The sequence below is a fragment of the Longispora fulva genome (assembly GCF_015751905.1).
GTDB classification, from domain to species: domain Bacteria; phylum Actinomycetota; class Actinomycetes; order Mycobacteriales; family Micromonosporaceae; genus Longispora; species Longispora fulva.
The window spans coordinates 2,638,817-2,659,877 of sequence record NZ_JADOUF010000001.1; the positions used below are offsets into that span (position 1 = coordinate 2,638,817).

Here is a 21,061-nt window from a genome sequence, read left to right on the forward strand (position 1 = left end):
TCGGCTCTGGCCCCAAAAGCATGACAAGCCGTCAGACTGCCGGGGGCCGGGTGACGTTGCAGGGGTCCCATTCGATTTCCCAGAACGCTTGGGGCCCGTGCTCGCGGATGAATTTGCGTTCGATCTCGTGGATCGGGTACATGCCGGCGATGTTGATGACGTCGTGGCCTTCGTGGCCTGGAGCGCTGACGTCGATGCCGGCGTAGTCGGTGCGGTCCATGACCGCGGGTGCGGCGACCACGAAGGCGGTCATGGCAGACTCGGGTGAGATGGGCCCGCCGAAGCCCACGGTGTCGCCGTAGGCGAAGGGGCAGGAACCGCGCAGACCTTCGGCGAGGTGGCCGATCGCCCGGGCCCACAGCTCATCGGAAGAGCTGACGCTGATGCACAGCTCCGGGGTTCCGTGCCGCCATTCCGGGTGCTCAGCGAGGGAGAGCCCGTACGTTACGGCGGTGAGCAGCCCCTCGGGCAGGCCGGGATAGGCCATGACGGTCACGTTCTCGAGCCCGTTCTTGGTTGATGGGACGGGAAGGAACCGTGGCTCGGCGCCGCCTGTCATGCGGTCGAGGTGGGCCAGATACTTCTCCACTCGGGTTGCCATCGACAGAGCATGCCGTACGGTTGCGGGTAGCGCCAATCCGTGTGACCTGCGAGTTCAGCTCACGTAGGCTGCCGACTCTGCCGGACAGCGTGGCGCGAATGTGGCGTCCCTGGACTCGGGGCCGGATCGACAGGATCCTCGGCCAGCTCATCGACATCCCCACTCCGGCTGGCCCTATCCCCGCAGTTCGTTCCCGGGGTTGGAGGCCATCGGGGTTCCTCGCCCGGGTGGCGGGCGGCCCCAGACACCCCGGATCCAGTGCTGGGTGACAAGGCGTACTCCCCAAGGCTCACCGCGCCTACCTGCGTAAACGGGGGATCAAGGCCACCATCGCCGAACCCGATGACCAGAAACGTCGCCGAAGGAACAAGGGACCGCCGGTTACCGACCTTCGGTGTTCAGCAAGGACGCCTGCAAGGCTCGCCACGCTGTGGAGTGCGGAGTCTCAAAGTTGAAACGCAACCGCGCGGTGGCCACCCGGTTCGACAGGCTCGCCGTCTGCTACGAGGCCACGGTCCTCATCGCTGTCGTCGGCGAGTGGTCATGAAGCGACCACCTGGTCTCCTTGTGCTCCGTCGATCTGTTCGCGGAGGATGTCGGCGTGGCCGGCGTGCCGGCCGAGTTCCTCGATCATGTGCACGTAGATCCAGCGCAGGGAGACCCGACCGAGTCGAGGGTGTGGCACGGTGTGGTCCAGGTCGAAGCCGGCGGCGATCTGCCGCGACCACTCGCACGTGGCGTCGTATTCGTTGATCAGGTCCGTCAGGGACTCATCCGGCCCGACCAGGAAGCTGTCGTCGTCACCGAAGGAGTTGCCCGGGATATCCTCGCGCGGGATCTGGGCCAGCCGGTGCTGGAACCAGTTCCGCTCCACAGCCGAGGCGTGCTTGAGGAGACCGGCCAGCGTGGTGCGCGACGGAACCAGGCGGATCCGGAGCTGTTCGGCGGTCAGCCCGGCCACCTTGTTCTTGGTCACGTCCCGGAAATAGTCCACGAAAGTCTCGAGGATCTGCCGCTCACCGGCAACGGCGGCCAACTCGGGCGCGTCCAACGGTGGGTCGATCTGCGGGGTGATCATAACGGCAGACGCTACCCCCGAACGGCGCCACTGACTTCGAGGGATAGTTGCGAATGCCGATGCCCTGACTTGTTAGGCTCAGGATGCCCGGTCACTCATCGCCATTCCCCATCTCCGCCGCTGACCGCCGACCCATGATCAACGTTGAAAACGGGGCCCTAGTGCCGTACGGGCAAATCCGGATTTCACTCTCAGAACAACCCGTGCGGCCTTCTGATGTCACGGCCCATTCGGTACGCGCTCCAGGTCGTTAGTCGGCGAGTTCTCGGAGGTCGTTGAGGGTCTGATCCAGCCAGCCCTCGGCCTGGGACTCGACACCGCGCCAGGCCGGCTTCGTGATCAGATGGAACCGCAGGCCGGCGATCACCTCGATCGCGTCCAGCCACGCCTCGGCGGCCAGACCAGCCGGGTCGATCGGCCTGATCTCGGTGTAGCCGGCGACGAAATGGTCCCAGTTCGGGGAACCGAACGGGAAGTCCGCGATCAGGAAACCCTCACCGGCGAGGTCGAAGTCGAAGACCACGAGCTCGGGGTCGTCCTCGGTGCCGCCGACGATCAAGACGTTGTCCATCGTGGCGTCGCCGTGGCACAACCCGCGCAGCGGCGGGTTCGCGGTCAACCCGGCACGCGCGGCCGCCGCGACGGATACCGCCCGGTCCCGATCAGGTGCCGACAGCAGCGGCAGTACCTCGGCCAGTGGCCCATCCAGGACAGCCGACAGATCCGTGGCGCCGCGCCGGTGGTCTGACCGGAAGGACCCGCCAGCCGCGTGGATCCGGCCGATCAGGCGGCCGTGCGCCCGATGCAGGCCGGGAGCGAACGGCGCCACCGGCCGGTGCCCCTCGACTCTTTCCAGCAGGACCAGCGGACGGGGCCCCTCGGGTGCCTGCCACGTCCCGCTCAACGTGCCGTCGAGTCGCCGGACCACCGGCGGGACCGCGACGCCCTTCCGGGCCAGGTGCCCAGCCAGATCGCATTCCCACGCGACCTCCTCCGGGGTGCGCCAGCCGTGCCGGTACACCTTCAGGAAATGACCCGGGTCCACCCGATAGACATCATTGGCCAGGCACCGGTGCAGCGTGACCCGCTCGACCGGAACCCCCCACTCCCGCTCAACTAGCCGGCCGAGCGTCTCCGGCCGAGCCAAGGACCGCAACACATCAGACATCCACCCAGTATCCGAACCGCAACAACCGAATTCCGGATGCCTTGACCCACGACAGGAGTCCAACGACCTGCCACGCGATTACACGCGGGCTGCGCCGACCCAGCCCCCGCCCAGCGGCACCGTCAGGCCACCTATCGCGCACCAAGTCGTTAGCGTTGACACCCTTATGGACAGCTTTGACGTCGTGTGGTGATCGTGCTGATCGCGCAGATCATCCAGCCGAGGGTGGGTAGGTAGGCTGTCGGCCACAGGTCGGGGTGTCCCTGGTCGAGGAGGAATGCCCCGGAGGCCGCGGCCAACGCGTAGCAGATCAGCACTAGGGCGCCGATGATCCGTAGCGTGAGTCCTCGCAGGAACGCGAACCCGAGCCAGGCCAACGCCATGACTGCCGCGCCTATCGCCAGTGGCGTCGCACCTTCCCACGAGGGCGGGTTGGGTCCGAATCGGGGGATGATCAGTGTCGCCTCGAGCCAAGCCGGCCCGAGTGCCCAGAGGCTGAAATGCAGCCACTGTAGCGCCCGCGAGTCCAGGTTCACGGCGAAGGCGATGAGTGCGCCGAACAGCAGCGACGGACCTGCGAAGATGAGGACGGCCACGGAGGCGTAACCGGCGGGGTCCTCATGCTTCGAGCTGGCCAGCAGTGGACCGTACTCGCTCCACGGCACGACGAATAGTCCGGCGGCGACTACCAGGACACCGACGAGCGGTGCGACCCACCTGAACCCGGCCCGAGACCGTAGCGGATGGTGGTCATGGGGCGCGGATGGCAAGACTGTCATGTCGACCACTGTCGCAGGGCGAGCGGGCATCGAGTATCCGTACAGATACTCAACCAGATGCTCACCCTCCGGGCCCGGATTCCGCGTACTCGGTGAGCACTTCGTCGATGACGCGTTTCACCTCCGCAGCCGCGGCAGGGTCGTCGTGGAGCGCGCGGGCGTAGATGATCAGCGCCTTCCACAGCGCCCACCCCCGCCCACGGGCCCAGGTGCCAGGGTCGACGTCGACCCTGGCACGGAACGCTTCGCGGCTCACACCGGTCAGGCGTGTCCACGCGATCACCAGGTCACACGCGGGGTCACCGACCCCGCAGGTGCCGAAGTCGATGACCGCGGCCAACGCGCCGTCGCGGACCAGAAGGTTCCCCAGCGCCACATCGCCGTGAAACCACACCGGCTGGCGATCCCACGTCGTCTGAAGCGCCGACTGCCAGACGGCCGTGACGGCGTCGCGGGGCACATGACCATCGAGCACCTCAATCGCCCGTCGTGTCTGGGCGTCATAGACCCGCAGTGGCCCACCGCGGAACCAGTTGTGCAGCCCGGGCTCGGGCCCGCCGGTCGCATCGACGTGTCGCAGCGCGACCAGGAAGGCTGCCAGGCTGTCGGCGAACCCGGTCAGGTCGGCGATGGTGTCGATGCGGGCGGGGTCTGCGTCGATCCACTCATACACCGACCACGGGAAGGCGAACTCTTCGCCGGGCCTGCCGGTCGCCAGCGGCTTGGATATCGGCAGGGGCACCCGCGGAGCAAGTAGTGGCAGCCATCGGTGCTCCTTGTCGACGGCCAGAGCGTACTCCCGAGCGGTGGGCAGCCGAATCGACATGCGATCACCGAGACGAAAGGTCTGGTTGTCCCAGCCGCTGATCTCGACGGGCCGGATGGGGAGGCGGGCCCACTGCGGGAACTGTGTGGCGATCAGCCGCCGCACCAGACCCACGTCGACAAGGCGGCGATCCGGCATCGGGACAGTGTCTGGGGCAGAGGTCACGCCCCCAACATCACAGGGAAGATGCCTGCTCGCAACCTATTTAGGCGGTTGAATCTCACGGCCTGACCAGGCCCGCCTACCCAGCTGACGGCTCGACTCCAGGGACTATTCCGGTGATCCCGCGGCCACGCCCGCCACTGGCGGAGGGCCAGTCTGACGCCCACCCACCGCACGTCAGCCCGGCCGCAGCGCGGCCGTGGCACTCCCCACCGACCACTTCCAGGTCCATTGACGATCGCCAAGGCTGCCAAGGCACATAGCCGCTGAGAGGAAGCGGAAAACGCCCCAGGCGAGCACCTCGCCGACTACGCGATGAGTACCCAGGGATGGGTGCGGAGCCCGATTGTTCCGCTGCCGAACGGTGAGCGGAAAGGCAGATGCGCTGCGATGGCGCACCGTAGTGAAAGGAAATCACTTGTCCTGTAAACCGCAAACACGGGCAGTCCTCGACACGCACACAGGCGTGGTCGCGGGGCCTCAGGCGCACTTCGGCGCGCCGACCAATCCGTTCCGCGACGCCGCCGTGGACGGGTTCACCGACATGCCGGACCAGATGGTCAGCCTCTGCGGCCATGGCATCGGTGGAGGCGTGCGATGACCGGTCTGCCCATGCGTCCTGTCCCCGGATCCGGCCCTGCGCCTGCCGGCCATCACAGTCCGCAGCACCCCACCGGGTCCTGCTTGTCCTCTTCGATTGGAGCTGCGATCATGCCCGCTGTCCTCTTCCGTTTTCCGCTGGCGGCGGTCCTCGGCTTGTCCGAGCACGCGACCCTCTCACCCGACCACGCCGTCACCGCCGACCGGACGCTGCCCGGCCCAGCGCTGATACTGCGAACCGGCAAGGTGACGACCCTGGCCTCCAGTGGCCGCAACAACCCGCACAGTGACCCCGTCGCCCCGGTCCCGGCTGAACCAGGCCCCGACGGCGATGCGGCCCGGCCCGCGTCCGAACACATCCTGGACCTCGACGCTTCCATACCGATGACGCTTCACGGAGTGCGCGAACCCCAGCCGTTGCCGCTGAGCAGCCAGTTGCACATCGCCCACACCATGGGCTGCGCCTTCATGGAGATCGAGCTGACGGCCACCGGACCCGTCATCGGGTACACCATGCCGCGACCATCCGACGCGCACACGACCGGGCAACGCCTCGTCAACGTGAACAACCGCGCCTTCCAACGGTTCCTGGCACTGCTCCCCGACCACTTCGACGTCAACCGCTGGGAGATCCCGGACACCGGCCAGACAGTCGCGGTTCTGCTCACCGACGCGGCGAGCGGGGACTCGTTCCAGGTGGCGTTTCTGGACTCCGCCGAACCCGCGGCGCCGAGTGTGCTGATCACCATCGACCTCAGCGGTGCCGTGCGCGCCGTCGGCGTCTACCCGTCGCAGGATTCCGCCGCCGACTCCGCCGACGATATCGCCGCGGCCGATGAGAGCGTCGCGATGTCCGTGGCGCTGATCCTCAACGACCCGGTCGCTGCGGGCGCGTGGCTGCCGGTCACCGGACACATCGTCGAGGTGGTTCACCAGCCCGACGAGGACTTCGAACGCGCGGTCGTGCTGCTCGTCGACCACGCCCGCCTGCAGCTGGCCGCCACCGGCCCGTTCCCCGACCGCGCGTCGGCTGAGGCGTTCGCGGCCCAGGCCGGCCGTGGCATCGGCCGCATCGTCGCGCCGCTGCGCGACGCCCAGCCGCCGTTCTGACCCGAACCACCGGGCCCATACGGCTTCGCCGCGCACTCCCATCGACAAACGCGTACCACCCGAGCCGCCCTGTGGGCGGCCATTTTGTGCGCGGCGACGGGGACTGCCTGTGACCGCTGTACCGGTCCCCTGACCTGACCCTCTGTCCCTTCTAAACGCTTCGCGGGCATGCCTCCTTGCCTGCGCGGCGAGGAGGCATGCCCGACGACGGCACCCCGGCCCCGCCGCGGGTCGCGGCGGGGCCTCCCTTTCACCCAAGGAGGCACTCTCGTGCGCGTACAACGCTCCGGCTCCCAAAGTCGGCCGCAACCCGCAACCCCGACCGGCACTGCTGGGCGGGGGCGGCGATGACCCATCCCGCCTCGCCGCCCGGCATGACCAGGACCGGCCTGCCCAGGCTCAAGCCGGGCGAACTGCAAGACGAGATCGTCCGGATCATGGCCGGCGAACCCGACAGGTCGTTCACCGCCCGCGACATCAACGTGGCGCTGCCGGGACGCTCGACCGGCGCCATCGGACAGGCGCTACCCGCCCTGGTCGCCCAAGGCCGCATCGTGGCCACCAGCCGCAACTCCTACCAGGTCGCCTCCGCCTCCACCATCGCCCCGATACCGGTGCCACCACCGGCCCCGACGCGGCCTCCCGCCAAGGCGGGGCCGATCCGCCGGCCTGGCGGAGGCCTGTACTACCCGCGCGACCTGGCCGGCAAGCCCGACGTGCAGGTACTGCGCGAGCTTCGGACCGCCGACATCCCGGTCCTGCTGTACGGGCCGCCCGGCACCGGCAAAACCAGCCTCATCGAGGCCGCGTTCGGCGCCGAATGCCACACCCTGGCAGGTGACGGTGACACCACCGTCGGGGACCTGCTCGGCGACTACGTCCCCGACGGCGGCGGCTACCGGTTCGTCGACGGGCCACTGGTCGCCGCGATGGAGACCGGCGGCGTGTTCTTCCTCGACGACGCGACCCTCATCTCCCCCAAAACCCTCGCGGCGCTGTACCCGGCGATGGACGGCCGCCGCGAGATCACGGTCAAAGCCGACGGCTCCCGCGCCGTGAAGGCGGCGCCCGGGTTCTTCGTGGTCGCCGGCCACAACCCCGGCGTGCACGGCGCGATCCTGACCGAGGCCCTGGCCAGCCGGTTCACCATGCAGATCCATGTCACCACCGACTACGACCTGGCCGTGCAACTCGGCGTCGACCGCCGCCTCGTTAGGGCCGCCCGCGAACTGTGGGCCAAAGTCGGCGCGCACGAGATCGGCTGGGCGCCCCAGCTCCGCGAACTCCTCGGCGCGCTGAAAGTGCAACGCGCGCTGAGCCTGGACGTCGCCGTGGCCAACCTCGCCGGGGCCTGCCCGGAGGAGGACCGCGATGTCGTGCGCGAGGTGCTCAGAAAGCACCTGCCCAACATCGCCGACCAGCCGCTGACGCTCGGCAAGCAGCTCTAAACGCCCAAGCACCCGTACCGAAAGGAATCACCGTGCTCGACCCTGAACTCGTCACCCACATCACCACAACGCTCACCGATATCGAAGCCTTCGCCGACGCGCGGCTCGGCTGGGACGCCCCGCCGCGCGCCTACGGCATCTTCACCCAGCCCGACGGAGGCGGCCGGGCGCTGCTCGTCGCCGCCCCGCTGCCCATCCGTGAAAGCCAGTGGCATCTGCCCGACCCGCAGCGGCCCGGCGTCAACCTGTCGGCGGCCCTCGTCCTCGGCGGCATCACCTTTCAACTGACCGAACCCGGCGCACCGGCATGGTTCGGCCGCTGGCTGACGAAGAACGGCCGGCAACTGGTGGCCACCGCGTTCCTGTTCGAGGGATACACGACCTCCGGCTACGCCGGCTACACCCCCGGCGACCTCAACGAGTTCCCTGCCATGGCCGACGCCGAGGTCCGCATCATCGCGGCCATCGACATCGACGGGCGCGTCTGGCAGCTGGTGCGCCGTCGCGGCGACAGCACGCCGGAACTGACCGTCATGGAACAGCCCCCGCCGGAAGTCAACGCGACGAACGTCATCTACGCCCTGGCCCGTCTCCTGGCCGCCCGCGCCTAGATCCGCCACACCCCCGGCCCACCCGGCCACGACCGTCTCCCCGCGGGTGCCGGCCGGGCTGCCCGGCCGGCACCCGCCTTTCACCCGTGAAAGGGAACCTCAATGTCCGCACACGTCACCCCCGCACCGGCGGTGCCCCATCCTCAGGTCGTGCCAGCCTGGCAGGCACTGTCTGACGCCTGGACCACGCAGGTCGCCGACCTGGCCGAACGCCCCGACCTCACCGTCCTCGTCACGCCCGGCGCCGGACACGGCAGCCCGGCCTGCTACACACCCGCCGACGCCACCATCGAGATCAACGCCGACCACATCACGCTCGACCCCGCCACCATCGACCCGACCGATGACGCCAGCCGCCAGCTGTACCCCGTCGGCTGGGGACTACTCGTCCACGAAGCCGCCCACGCCCGCCACTCCCACTGGGGCTTCGGCGACCCCAGCAACCCGATGGCCACACGCGCCGCCGTCATGCTCGACGAAGCCCGCATCGAAGCCCAACACCTACGCCGCCGGCCTGCGGACCGCCCGTTCCTGCACGCCGTCACGACCAAACTCATCACCGCCGAGATCACCGCCGACGACAACGTGTGGACCGCGGCCGCCGCCGCAGCACTCCTGCTCGCGCGGGCAGACGCCACCGTCCTCGACCACACCGAGGTACGCGGCGTACGCAAGTCCATCGAGAACATCCTCGGCCGTCGACGGCTCAAACGGCTCGAAACGATCTGGCGGCGTGCCCTGCGAACCCGCGACGACGACACCGCCGCCATGATGGAATGGGGCCACCGCTGGGTGCGCACCCTCGGCCTGCACCCGTCCATCCCGTTCCCCCTACCATCAGGTGGAGGCAGCCTCGTGGCCGCCGTCGGCGCACTGCTCGACGCGATCGCAGACCAGCTCGCCGCCGACACCGGGCAGGCGCTCGCCGCACGGGCAGCGGCCGCCCGCGCCGCCATGCGCGACGCTGAACTCCAACGCCGCGCCGAGGCCGAACAGGCCGGCAACACAGTATTCGGGTCGCCCACGGCGGGAATCTGGGCCCGTGCCCCACAGGGACACACCCGCCCGGCCACCGAAGCCGAACGGTCGAGCGCCCGCCAACTGAGCCGGGCACTCAAAGCCGCCGCCTACCGCGAACCGGTCACCACCCGCGTCACCTCGCCCACACCACCGGGCAGGCTCAACGCCAGGGCCGCGATGTCAGGCCACGTCCAGCGCCAACTCGGGCAGAACCCCACCACCGAGCCCTGGAGCCACAACCAGCGGCGCACAGTCCCCCAACCACCGCTGCTCGTCGCCATCGCCCTCGACGTGTCCCGATCGATGGCCGGATTCCTACGACCAGCCGCGTCCACCGCCTGGATCCTCAGCCAGGCCGTCAGCCACGTCCCCGACGGCGCCTCCGCCCTGGTCACCTTCGGCAGCTACGTCACCGCCATCACCCACCCCGGCAAACCCTCGGCCGACGTCCGCGAAGTGCCCCTGGAACGATCCACCACCGGGTTCTGCACCACCATCGACGCCCTCGACCACAAACTCGGCCTGTCCCGCCGCGACCACGCCGCCCGACTGCTCGTCATCATCTCCGACGGATACCTACCCCACTCCGACATCCCCACAGGCCAGGCACAACTCGACCGGCTCGCCCGATCCGGCTGCGGACTCCTGTGGATCGGGCCCGTCAACTCCGCACCGCTGACAGGGACCGAGGTACTGCTCCTCGACGACGCCACCCACGCCGGACCGGCCATCGCCGCCGCGGCGACCAAAGCGTTGTCCAGCAGGAACTGACCCGCTGCTACCCGGTCACGATTGTGGCCGGGTAGCGCCGACCCACCACACCCCTGCTATCCGACGGCACCGTGCGCATCGATCTGCTGACCCTGTATTCCTGGCAGGCGACCTGCACCGTCGCCTTCACTCCCACGCGAACCCTCAGCAACTCGTGGAACGCGGAGCTTCCACCCAGCTGGATTCAGTGGGGCAGGGGTCCAGGCCGGTAGTTGCTGCTTCCGGGGTTGTCCGGGTAGTAGGCCGAATGGAAAGATTCACCTCAGTAATCGCGGATGCAGGAAACTTGTTGGCTGTGGCCCACCATTGCGGCTCGATTGGTTGCACGCCTTCGGCGAGATGAAGCTGGGCCGCCTCACAGCCGGCGATCCATGCCTGAACGTGCGGCGTAACGACTGCCGTGGCCACTGAGATCGCGATGGCACCGATAGCCGCGATGAACAACAACCCAAGGCGACCCATCCGCCCAGCGGGCTTGTCATACGTGTCTGGAGCAGCTTTGCCTCGACGCGATGACTTGGCCTGACGAGGCTATTCCGCCATTCGGAGAAGTATCTGCCGACAGAAAGAAACATCATCAGATAGCCCGATGTCGCTATTGTTGAATTTTATTAACTCTAAGGCATTACCTGCCAAGTCAGCCATTGATGAAACTGTATTCAACCTACCATCAAATCCTATCGCAAGGACGGCACTCCTGACACCGAGGTGCTTTTGTTCCAAGCCCAATTCAAATCGACCGGCCTCTAGGTCGAATCCCGGCCCAACGAATACAAGGTCCAAAGCGTGTCTCGTACCGTAGCCGTTCAGCAGTTCGCCAAACGTTTGAGAGAATTCGATCACGCGATTGAAGGATCCTCCAGTAAGGAAGTCTTCCTCGGCATCTATGAGGAGGTCAATGAATATGTTTTCGCTCGGTGCGGTAACCAGGTCAATGTCCACAAGGGAATTGCGGTGATCCGCGAAACGGTCATGCACGCTTTCGCTTGACATGAGTTGGGCGCCTAGCAACTCGGACGCCAGTTCTCTGATGGTAACGGTGTGACACTTTGCCGCCCAGACCAATTCGGCGCGCGCTTCAAGCGTCTCACATTTATGAAGCGCGAGTAGGCAGACAGCAGCGATGGCCGGATCCCATTCCTTCCACCCCGACCGGAGCACTTCCGTAAGGGCCGAAATCGCATCCCAATACGCGGCGACGCCCTTCTCTATTCCCTTTTTTAAGGATTCAGCTACCGCTTCATGATCATAGTTGGAAGGTGTGTCGATATCATGATGGTTGCCGACGAGAGCATCACACAGGATAGGGACGCATCCTGGAGATGGTCTATGCCCCGCTAAATCAACGTACCCCATAAAGAGGGGCCATTCTTGAGCGAGCCATGTTTCTTTGAGCCGCTCCTCGATGAGTGGACTGATCTCACCAAATTCTTCGAGGCGATCAGCGCGAAGGTGCCTTCCACCGCTCTCGGAAACCAGGCGCTCAAGTCGAATATATTGAGACTCGTTACTCATGGCGCGCCGCCAATCACTCGACCCGTTAGAATGTTTCCGTTGAAGAATGCTACCGCGTCTCCACGCAAACCATACGCGATGTAGCCGCCATCCGCCTTTACATGGACAAGATTCGTGCCGCTCCCTACGGGCTGGAGCCCAAGAAATTCATCGTGCCATCCAAGCGGTCGATAACTTGGGATGTCCCCCCGCCTGCCAATTGATGGCTCATACATGCTTGAGGTGCTACCAGGGGTCAACTCAAATTCAATGAGAACGGTGTAATCACCGAATCGACCACGTTCGCCGTCGAGGTAACTGCGAGAGTACTCCCGGTTTCGCGTTGTGAAGATTTCCCTGTTTTTCCCACCACCTTTGAGCGAAAGTCCCTGATTTTGCATGAACCGTTCATACTCCCTCGCGCCCATTGAGCGATAGAAGCACTCCCGACCATTGTGCCAATACTCGCCATTGGAATCTGACTGGCACTGACTTTCCGTTTGCCCCGGCGAAACGACGGGCGGCTTTCTGGGGTCTCCATCCGCGTTTGGTTGACTGCCCGGATCTTCCGACGGTACTGCGTTGACGATGCTGCCGAATCCACCAAGCAGCGTTTCTCCATCTTTGAGGACCGCGACAGAGCCTGGTCGGTCATTGGAGTCAACGAGGGGTGCGCGCAACAGATTGAGAATCCATTTAAGCGGGCCGGGTATCGCGTTTTCGTCACATGAACGGCCGCATAGGGGTGGCGGTGGGCATCCCATGACCGCGCAGTTTGTTCGGTCTGGACCATCGCCTCCACACTTGGAGCTTGCGAAATGGACCTCGCAGTATGTGGGGCCGTTCGTGCCCACTCTCGGCGGTGCCGGCGGACGTCCCGGATCGTTTTGGGGGTTGCGCCATCGGGCGTCGGGATCTGAGCCGAAGAAGTAGTCCCACATGTTCGCCAAGCCCAGCCCCACGGCTGCGACCATGCCGCCGCCGGCGGCGCCACCGCCACCACCGCCCCCGGGTTCAGCACCGGTTCTGCCGCCAATAGGCGGCCCTGCACCCTGCAAAGTCATCCCCGCGCCGCCGTTCTTGCCGGGGTCCCAGAAATGGCCCGTGGGGTCGGTGCCGTTGACGGGGTTAGCGTTGGCGTAGGTGTAGCGGTTGGATTGTGCGGTGGGGATGGGGTCGAGGGTCCAGGTGTCGCGGCTGGTGAATGAGCCGGTGGCGGGGTTGTCCCAGCGGGCTGCGGCGTTGACGTACCCGGTGGCGGTGTCGGTCCAACCACTCTGGTAGCCGAGGAGGTTGGCCGCGCCGGTTCCCGCAGTCGGCTTGCCGAAGGGGTCAAAGCTGGTGGAACCGGTGACGGATCCGGTTGCCGGATCGAGGTTGGCGATGACGTCGTCGTGCGTGGCGTCACTCAGGAGTGCGCTGGCGGTGCTGCCCGCCTTCTGCGCGATGGGTTGTCCGGCGGCGTCGCGGGAGATGAGGCCTTCGGGGGAGGTGACGGCGTTGTTGGATAGGTCGGGGTAGCCGAAGCTGATGCCGTTGCGTTGTGCGGTGCGGCCAAGGGCGTCGTAGGTGTAGTTGACGGTGGCTCCGGCGTTGCCGGTGGTGCTGCGGAGCTGTTCGAAGGCGTCGTAGTTCGAGGTGCGGACCTCTGTGCCCCGGGTAGCGGTGGATAGTGCTCCGCGCGCCTTGTACGTCCAGGTTTCGTCGGGGTCTGTGCCGCCGGTGGCGGATTTGACGCGGTTGCGGGCGTCGTATGTGTAGGCGCGGGCGCCGACGGTGGTGCGGTTGGAGGCGGCGTCCCAGCCGTAGGTGGTCTGCACGCTGCTCGGCGTGGTCCAGGTCTTGAGGCGTCCGAGTCCGTCATAGGTGTAGGTGTTGGTTCCGCCTCCGACGACGCCGGTGGTGGTCTTCGTCAGGGTGCGGTCGGCGTCGTCGTAGGTGTACGTGGCCTTGGCCGCTTCGACGGTGCCGCCTGGTTTCAGGGTTGTGTGGGTGGTCAGCCGGCTGTAGGCGTCGTAACTGTACGTCTGGGATGCCTTGGTTGCTCCGCCGAAGCCGATGGAGGCCAGCTGGCCGTCGGACCTGTACGCATAGGTCAGTTGGCTGCCGGTCAGCGGTTCGCTGGCGGTGGTGACACGTCCTGCGAGGTCGCGCCCAAGAGTTGTGGTGCCGGCGGCGTCGGTACGGGTGGTGAGGTTGTTGTCACCGTCATAGCCGAACATCGCCGTGTTCACGCCGGTCGTGGCGGTGAGCAGTCCGCGGTCGTTGTAGGTGAACTGCGTCGCGCCGGCAGGTCCGCTAATGCTGGTGGTGCGGCCGAGTGGGTCGTAGCCGAAGATTCGATCGGTGGTGGTCGCTACAGTGCCGGCGCCAGTCTCCTTGGCAAGGCGACCGAGCCCGTCGAAGGTGCGGGTGCGGGTGACCGCGCCGGGGAGGAGTTCGGCGATCGGCTGGCCGGCGGCGTCATACGTGGTGGTCCAGGTGCGATCGTCGCTGTCGGTGTCGCCAGGGGTCGACGGTTCGATGGTCGACGCCGGCTGGCCCCACGGGGTGTATGTGTAGTGGGTGGCGTTGCCGTTGCCGTCGACCATGCGGGTGCGCTGCCCGGCTACGTCATAGCCCAACTGCACCGTGATGGGGGTGGAGGCGTCAGCCTTCTGCGTGACGGTGACCAGCTGCCCGGCGACGTTGTGACTGAAGTCGGTGACGTTGCCAGTGAAGTCGATCTCCTTGAACAGACTTCCTGCTTTGTTGTAGTTGTTGGTGCGGGTACGTGTCGATGCGGTGCCGTTGCCCTGTTCTGTGAGGGACAGTAGGTTGCCTGCCAGGTCGGTGGCGGCCGACTTCTTGTTGGACCACGTGGTGTCAAGTCCATAGTTCATTGTGGTCGAGGTGAGTCCGCCACGGGCGTATGCGAAGTCGGTGCGTCGGCCCGTGGGGTCAGTGACCTGGGTGACCTTGCCGGTCTTGTTGTAGGCCATCGAGGTCGTGCCGCCGGCGGGAGTGGTGATCGACAGGATGTTGCCGACCTGGTCGTACACCTTGGTTGTCGTGTAGTAAAAAGTCTGTCCGCCTACGCGCTCGGTGCGGGTGCCGGTTAGCTGGCGGCCTGCGGCTTCGTAGGTGGCCAGGCTTTGTGCGCCTGTCGGGTCGACTGTGCTGGTCTGGTCGCCGACACGGTTGTATCCGAAGGTCCAGACCGGGGATGTTGAGGAGCCTGCACCATCGGGGTCGGGCTCGGTACGGGTGAGCAGGTTGCCATACTTATCGTAGGTGAAGCTGGTGACTCGACCGAGCGGGTCGGTCTGCTGCAGAACCTGACCTGTAGGCGTGTAGGTGGTGCGCGAAACCGGTGTGATCGCAGGCCCGAATGGCGGGGTGTAGGTGGGGAGAGTTACGGCTTTCGGACGCCCCATGGCATCAACGTCGGTATGGGTGACGTGTCCGAACACGTCTTGAGCGTCGGTGACCTCGCCGAAGGTGTTGCGCCCGGTGGTGGAGATCGGCTGCACCCCAGTCTGTTTGACGCCTGCGGTCCAAATATCACGGGCGGTGCCTGTGGTCGTCACAGGCTGGCCAAGGGCGTCGTAGGTGGCCGTGGTGAGCCCGCCGAGGGGGTCGATGATGGAAGTGGGGAGGCCTCGGGTGTCCAGGACGTAGACGGTGGTCGCGTCTGTGAGGGTGCTGGTGGAGCCGGTTCGTCGGTCAGTGACGGTTTGTGCGGTGACGCGATCGGCGAGGTCGTAGGAGGCGACGGTGCCTGCATACTTCGTGGTGTCGTCGTAGCGGTCTGTTTTGAGCGGGTTGCCGTCGTTGTCGCGGGTGTAGATGGTCTTGTACTTCAGGCTGCCGGGTTCGATGGTCTCGCTGGTCTTGTAGCCAAAGGCGTCATAGGTGAAATCTACAGCGGCTCCGTTGGTGTCATATGTCTCCGATGTTTGCCCTGCCGCATCGTAGGTGAACTGGCGAGCTTGTACCGAGGTGAAGCCTCCGGCACCGTCGGGCTCGCCCAGCGACATTGCGGCGCGAAGTCCGTCGGCCCAATACTCGTAGCTGGTCAGGCCTCCCCGGGCGTCCGTGGTAGACGCCAGTAGGCCGTTGTCGAGGTAGGCCCGGGACTCAAGAACCATGCGAAGGGCGGCGGGGTTCGTCGGGTCAACGCCGGCACCGACCGCTGCTGTTTCGATCAGCTGGCGGTTGTCGTTGTAACGCAGCTCGGTGACCAGGCCCGCCTTATTGGTGGCTTTTGAGACATCGCCGGCGTTATTCCACTCCTGGCTCGTCGTTGATCCGTCAGGGTCCGTTGAGGAGGTGAGGCGTCCGGCGCTGTCGAAGCCGTAGGTGGTGACGCGCGTGGCGTCACCACCGGTCGTGTCTGCCACGCTCTGCTTGACGACGTGGCCGAGCTGGTCGAACTCGTAGGTGGTGACGGCAGTGTGCGTGACCGACGTGATCGGGTTGGTCACCCCGGTGCTGGTCACGGTCGCGGGCTGACCGAGCGCGTTGTACGTGGTCGTGACTCCGCCGTACGGAGTGCTCTTGGACGTGACGCGCCCGAGTGGGTCGTATCCAAAGGTGGTGACCAAACCGACGGGGTCGGTACTGGTGATCGCATCACCTTTAGCGTCGTAAGTGTTGGTGGTTGTTTGCCCGATTTTTCCTGTGCTAACGAGTGGCAGTCCGGCGGGCACCGTTCCGCCGCCGACGGCAGTTTCGGTGCCAGTCGAGTAGGTGACAGTCTGAGTGGGGGCGACGGTTCCCGAGCCGACCAGGGGGTAGGTGGTTTTGGTGACCTGACCTGCGGCGTTGGTTTCGTAGGCCACTCGGAAAGTGGTATCGGTGGCTGAGGTCGAGCGTGCGTCGGCCTGCCACTGCAGCGTGTCGTTGCGAGGGTCGAATGCGTCGGCCGCATTGACGTAGTACGAGCGGTAGCTGGTCTGACTGGAGTCCGATTCCCGGTGGGTGGTCGTGGCGATGACGTTGCCGCGGGCGTCAGTCTGGGTTTCGGTGACTTGGCCAATGGGGTCGGTGGTCTTGGAGACGAAACCTGCGGCGTTGTACTCCCAGGTCCGCGCTCCGAGGCCGTCTTCGCGTTTGGTGATCCGGCCGCTGTGTTCCGTGTCGTAGGTGTAGGAGATCTGTCCCCTGCTGTTGCTAGTGAGGGTCGCGGTGCGCTGCTTGTCGCCGACGGCCGTCTCGGTCAGGCCCCATGTGGCGCCATTGCGGTCGGTCATAGCGGTGAACCGGCCGGTGATGGCGTCATAGCCCACTTGTGCGGCAGCGAAGTTCCCGGGCTCGGTGACCTTCGTTAGGCGTGATCCCAGTCCGCGGGCTCCGTAGTGGGCAGCGACCTGGGCGGATCCCAGTTCGTGCTTGTAGAACGCAACGTCGTCGATATCACCGGTGAACGGGAACATGCTCTTCCCCGCGATCCAACCGGCGACTGAGCCGTTGCCTACGGCGACGTCGCTCATGAGTAGGTGGGTAAGTGCGCCGGTCTTGGTCGCGACCTGCACGCCGTCGAGGTAGAGCTCCTGGTGGGTGCCTCCAGCCGAGAGCACCATGTGGTGCCACTGGCTGTTGTCGACCCGGTTGACGCCGCAAGGGCCACCGCCGGCGGCGGTCCAGAACCCGGCGCACAGCTTCCCGTCGGTGCCCACGTACATCGGCACGTGGTCACCTGGTGCGACGTTGAGAGGGGTGTTCTGTTCGCTGAGGAGGACACCGCCCTGGCCGGGGTCGGTTTTGAACCACATCTCCAGAGCTAGTGACACCGAGCTGTTGATGCTGTTGACCGGCATGACCAGCGAACTGTTGGCAGCGGCGGAGAATCCGACCGCCGTGTCCGCCGAGCCGGGCAGTGCTCCGGGTCGAGCGAGTGTGACGCCCGCGTACAGGCCGTCTCCCTGTCCGGTGCTGCGCGCTGCGACGTTCTTCGCCGTGGTCCCGGACGGCTCGCCCATCGGGTAGTAGATCGACGGGTTGTCGTCGGCGATGACCGAGCGGTAGAACGATGAGTCGGTGTAGCTGTAGGACACGCAGGCGGTCGCCGTCAGTGGCGAGCAGACCTTGGTGAGTTGGTTGCCGGTGTAGGTGTACTGCCACACCGACCCGGCCTCGTTGGTGACGGTGGCGACGTGCCCGCCGGACCAGGTCAGGGACAGTTTGCGTCCGGAGGCGACGTCCTTGACTTCGGAGAGTCCGTCGATGCCGAAGATGTAGATCTGCTGGCGACCCTGCATGTCCTTAGTTCCCGCCAGGCGCCCGGCGGTGTCGAATGTGCGCACAGTCGCGGTGGAGTCACGCAGTGACCAGGTGACCGCACCGACCTGCGGGGTGTTCTTCGTCAGGGTCAGGTTCGCGCCCTGCGGCGGGGCGTAGGAGCCGTCGAGGCTCTTGCCAAATCGCACCTCCCGACCTGCGGCGGTGGTGAGGACGACATTGCCGTCGACCTCCTCGATCAGACGCTGGTCCAGCGGAGTCGACCAACCCGCGCCGAACGCACCGGCGGTGCGCAGGTCCTGAGAGTTGTAACTGCGAGTTATAGACAGGTCTGGCCCGACAACCGACACGGTGGCGTCAGTGACCGTGGTGCTGTAATTGCCGACCTGTGGATTGACTCCCGCGAGGTCAGCTCCGTCTGGTGCCCCGGCGAGGTGGTTGGTGACTGCCGGCTGGGCGACGACGGGTGTGAACCACATCGGGTCGGATAGTGGACCAGATGCCTGACCATCAGAGACCTGGGCCTGCCACCACGACTGCACACCCCATTTCAGGACCCCCGCCGGCACCGTCCAGGCTGCCGTGTCGATCCAGCCCGACTGCTGGCACCCGACCGGGGCCGCAGGCGTGCCGTTGCAGATCTTGTAGAAGTATTGGCGGCCCGTCGCCGGGTACTTGTCCAGGTCCTCGTAGTCCACCCACAACGCAGGCTGCAACGAGGTGGCGTACCCGCTCTGAGGCGGCGAGTAGCCGTCGATCCGAGGAGCACTGTTCTGCACCGTAAACGGCACCTCACCGGGAGGCGAGGCGAACGCGGCGCCGGTTCCATCCGACATGCGCAACATCAGCTTGTAGCTGCCCACCGGCAGCGGCTGCACCGTGATCGGGATGTCCCCGGTCTCGTGCGGACCGACGTTGTTGGTCGGGTAGAAGTTCGGGCTCGTCAGGCGTACCGAGCCGTCGATATTGAGCACCTGATACGACAGGTGGTAGCTCTCCCCTGTAGGCGGTTTCGGGGTCCAGGTGTTGCGGCCCCAGTTCGTCGCCCGCACCACCAGACCACCAGCCTGCGTGGAGGTCAGAGCCGGATTGAACTGCACGCTCGGCAACGCATACTCAGCTCCGTTGTCCTGGAATGTCACATCCAGGTAGGGTGCCCAGCCGTTGAACGTCGTCTGCGTGGAGGCGAACCGCTTCCACCCGAACGAGTCACTCTCCGAGGCTTTGAGCACGAACCCGTTGTTGGGGGCCAGGCCGTGAACCCAACGGGTGAACTGCTGCGACGAGATCGGGAAGGTCTCCCACGCCGGGTTGCTGCCACAGGGCGTGTAGCCGTGCGCGAACGACTTCGTCGCCAGGGGGGTCGCGTCATAAGGGCTGCCCGGCCAGCGCATCTGCGACCCGTACCAAAAGTCCGTCGAACGGTACACGCTGACATCGCGGGCGTCGCACGAGTACGACCAGGTGTTCACCAGGCTCAGCGACGCACTGAGGATGTACTTGTTCTGCAGCGTGCCGTTGAACGCGGTACCAAACGACACGTACGCCCGGGACCTCTCCCCGCCCCCGTTCCACGTACCCACCGTCAAGTCCGCGGCCGTGGAGTTGTTACCGTTGTTCGTCGTCGAAACGAATGTGTCATCGGCGTCGGCGGCGAAGCGCTGCGACGGGTCGACGATCACCGGATACTGCCGGGCCGCATCCCGCAACCACGCCTGATCGATGTCGACCTTCAAGGCCTGCCCTGACCCGTTCGCGACGATCGTGTACGTCACCCCATAGGACTTCGCACCCTCCCCCGACCGCGGATCAATCTTCGAATCCGTCATGAATGGGGTGGGGATCTCACCGCGCACAACCCCGGCGCCGTCAATAAACCTCACCGCGCCGGTGTCCGGATCCACCATCGCGATCAGGCCACCCGTGACCGTCAACGGGAACAGCCACCCAGAGCCCGCCTCGGGCGAGTGCAGGACGAGCTCTTCCTTGAGCCCCCAGTTCGCCGACGTGATCACGACATCGGCACCGGGGCGCGCCCCAGCGAAGGTGATCTTCTGCCCAGAGGCGGCTCCGGTCACGTTGGCCCCGGCGCCGTCCAGCCGCAGGGACACCGTCGCTCCGCCCCCGAAGTCCATCGACTCCAACGCAGGGTCGTCCGCGCTGGCCGCGACCTCGACGTTCGGACCCACGGTCGGAACCCATCTCCCGGCGGCGTTCTTGCGCATCGCCAGATCGACCGCGACCATCGACCGCCCGTCCGGACTCGGCTGAAACGCCCGCGTCGAATACGTGCGCAGCGTCCGCGTACCGTCGGGATTGGCGAACACGGTCGACGTCTTCGTCCGGTTCTGCCGCAGCTCCTGCGACTGCCCCTCCACGAACCCTCGAGCCTTGTGGTCCTGCGTGACAGTCAGCGCAGGAGCAGCACTCGACGGCTGCGCGGCCGCGTCGGGATGAACGACCTCCGGACCCACTGCACCAGGCACAAGAGGCTTCGCCCCACTCGGAGCGGCAACCCGCTTGTTCGAACCGTGCGACTTGCCCGCAGCCGATCCATCCGGATGCCGGGGGGCGGTCTTCGACGCCCCAGGCGGCGGCACGGGGTCACCGGCAACAGCGGGCAGCGCGGGCAACACCACCAGCAGGGAAGCCACCAGCGACAGCCCCAAACCCCTGCGAGTCCACTTCGCACCAAATCCACGCATCACCGCGACGCCCTCCTGGCAATCGAAACAGTGCTGCGGAACCTACGGCATCACATACGTCTGCACCCTTCCACCTACGGTCCAGAACCAGATCCACTAACAGAGTGTGATCGCAGGTACCGGGCAGCCCAGCGCATACAGCTACCCGGTGTAGCGGTTATGACTAAGATCACTGGATGCCGCCTCGATCGCGGAGTACGGCAAGATAGGTCCTCCGCATTCAGACGAGGTGATACTCCTCTGGGTCGGGTCAAAATGCTGTGATCCATGCCTTTCACCACAGGGATTGCCTGATGCCGCCGACGAACCAAGACAAAGACCATAGGCTCGGATTGATCACCGTCGGCCCTCAGTGGCTGGGTGGGGTGACCGACGGGATGGTGCCCAACTAGGGTCGCTCACAATGGAGTTGTTGAATTGCCTGGTCATCACCGTTCGCACCACAACCTCGGCGCTTCGACATCGA

The 21,061-nt window shown here is 65.9% G+C and carries 11 protein-coding genes; 4 read left to right on the forward strand and 7 right to left on the reverse strand.

Features of this window, described 5'->3' with window-relative positions; all coding sequences use genetic code 11:
* Nucleotides 1-31: 31 nt before the first annotated feature.
* The 5 genes from IW245_RS11775 to IW245_RS11800 all read right to left on the reverse strand — a co-directional run bounded on the left by IW245_RS11775 (nucleotide 32) and on the right by IW245_RS11800 (nucleotide 4,590).
* A complete protein-coding gene (locus IW245_RS11775) occupies nucleotides 32-601 on the reverse strand; it encodes a suppressor of fused domain protein (RefSeq protein WP_197003212.1) in 570 nt (189 codons plus the stop codon).
* A gap of 541 nt (nucleotides 602-1,142) precedes the next feature.
* Entirely contained in the window at nucleotides 1,143-1,679 is a 537-nt protein-coding gene (locus tag IW245_RS11785) for a DinB family protein (RefSeq protein ID WP_197003214.1), read from the reverse strand.
* A gap of 250 nt (nucleotides 1,680-1,929) precedes the next feature.
* The gene (locus IW245_RS11790) at nucleotides 1,930-2,847 is read right to left on the reverse strand and encodes a phosphotransferase enzyme family protein (protein ID WP_197003215.1); all 918 of its coding nucleotides are present in this window, start codon (nucleotides 2,845-2,847) and stop codon (nucleotides 1,930-1,932) included.
* A gap of 164 nt (nucleotides 2,848-3,011) precedes the next feature.
* The gene (locus tag IW245_RS11795) at nucleotides 3,012-3,512 is read right to left on the reverse strand and encodes a hypothetical protein (protein WP_197003216.1); all 501 of its coding nucleotides are present in this window, start codon (nucleotides 3,510-3,512) and stop codon (nucleotides 3,012-3,014) included.
* 175 nt (nucleotides 3,513-3,687) lie between these two features.
* On the reverse strand, nucleotides 3,688-4,590 hold the full coding sequence (locus IW245_RS11800) for an aminoglycoside phosphotransferase family protein (RefSeq protein ID WP_197003217.1): 903 nt from the start codon (nucleotides 4,588-4,590) through the stop codon (nucleotides 3,688-3,690).
* 735 nt (nucleotides 4,591-5,325) lie between these two features.
* Between IW245_RS11800 and IW245_RS11805 the strand changes: the two genes are divergently transcribed.
* The 4 genes from IW245_RS11805 (at nucleotide 5,326) to IW245_RS11820 (ending at nucleotide 10,174) form a co-directional block, all read left to right on the forward strand.
* Nucleotides 5,326-6,324 (forward strand): hypothetical protein, encoded by a 999-nt coding sequence (locus tag IW245_RS11805; RefSeq protein WP_197003218.1) that lies wholly within the window; start codon nucleotides 5,326-5,328, stop codon nucleotides 6,322-6,324.
* A 347-nt stretch (nucleotides 6,325-6,671) separates the two neighbouring features.
* Entirely contained in the window at nucleotides 6,672-7,772 is a 1,101-nt protein-coding gene (locus IW245_RS11810) for an AAA family ATPase (RefSeq protein WP_231398772.1), read from the forward strand.
* Between the two features lie 32 nt (nucleotides 7,773-7,804).
* Nucleotides 7,805-8,383 (forward strand): hypothetical protein, encoded by a 579-nt coding sequence (locus IW245_RS11815; RefSeq protein WP_197003219.1) that lies wholly within the window; start codon nucleotides 7,805-7,807, stop codon nucleotides 8,381-8,383.
* Between the two features lie 150 nt (nucleotides 8,384-8,533).
* On the forward strand, nucleotides 8,534-10,174 hold the full coding sequence (locus IW245_RS11820; protein ID WP_197003220.1) for a vWA domain-containing protein: 1,641 nt from the start codon (nucleotides 8,534-8,536) through the stop codon (nucleotides 10,172-10,174).
* A gap of 531 nt (nucleotides 10,175-10,705) precedes the next feature.
* On the opposite strand, the gene IW245_RS11825 is transcribed toward IW245_RS11820, so the two are convergent.
* Nucleotides 10,706-11,689, reverse strand: a complete 984-nt coding sequence (locus IW245_RS11825; RefSeq protein WP_197003221.1) for a hypothetical protein — start codon at nucleotides 11,687-11,689, stop codon at nucleotides 10,706-10,708.
* Entirely contained in the window at nucleotides 11,686-20,364 is an 8,679-nt protein-coding gene (locus tag IW245_RS11830) for a DUF6531 domain-containing protein (RefSeq protein WP_197003222.1), read from the reverse strand. Before IW245_RS11830 ends, IW245_RS11825 begins: the two co-directional genes overlap by 4 nt.
* Between the last annotated feature and the right edge of the window lie 697 nt (nucleotides 20,365-21,061).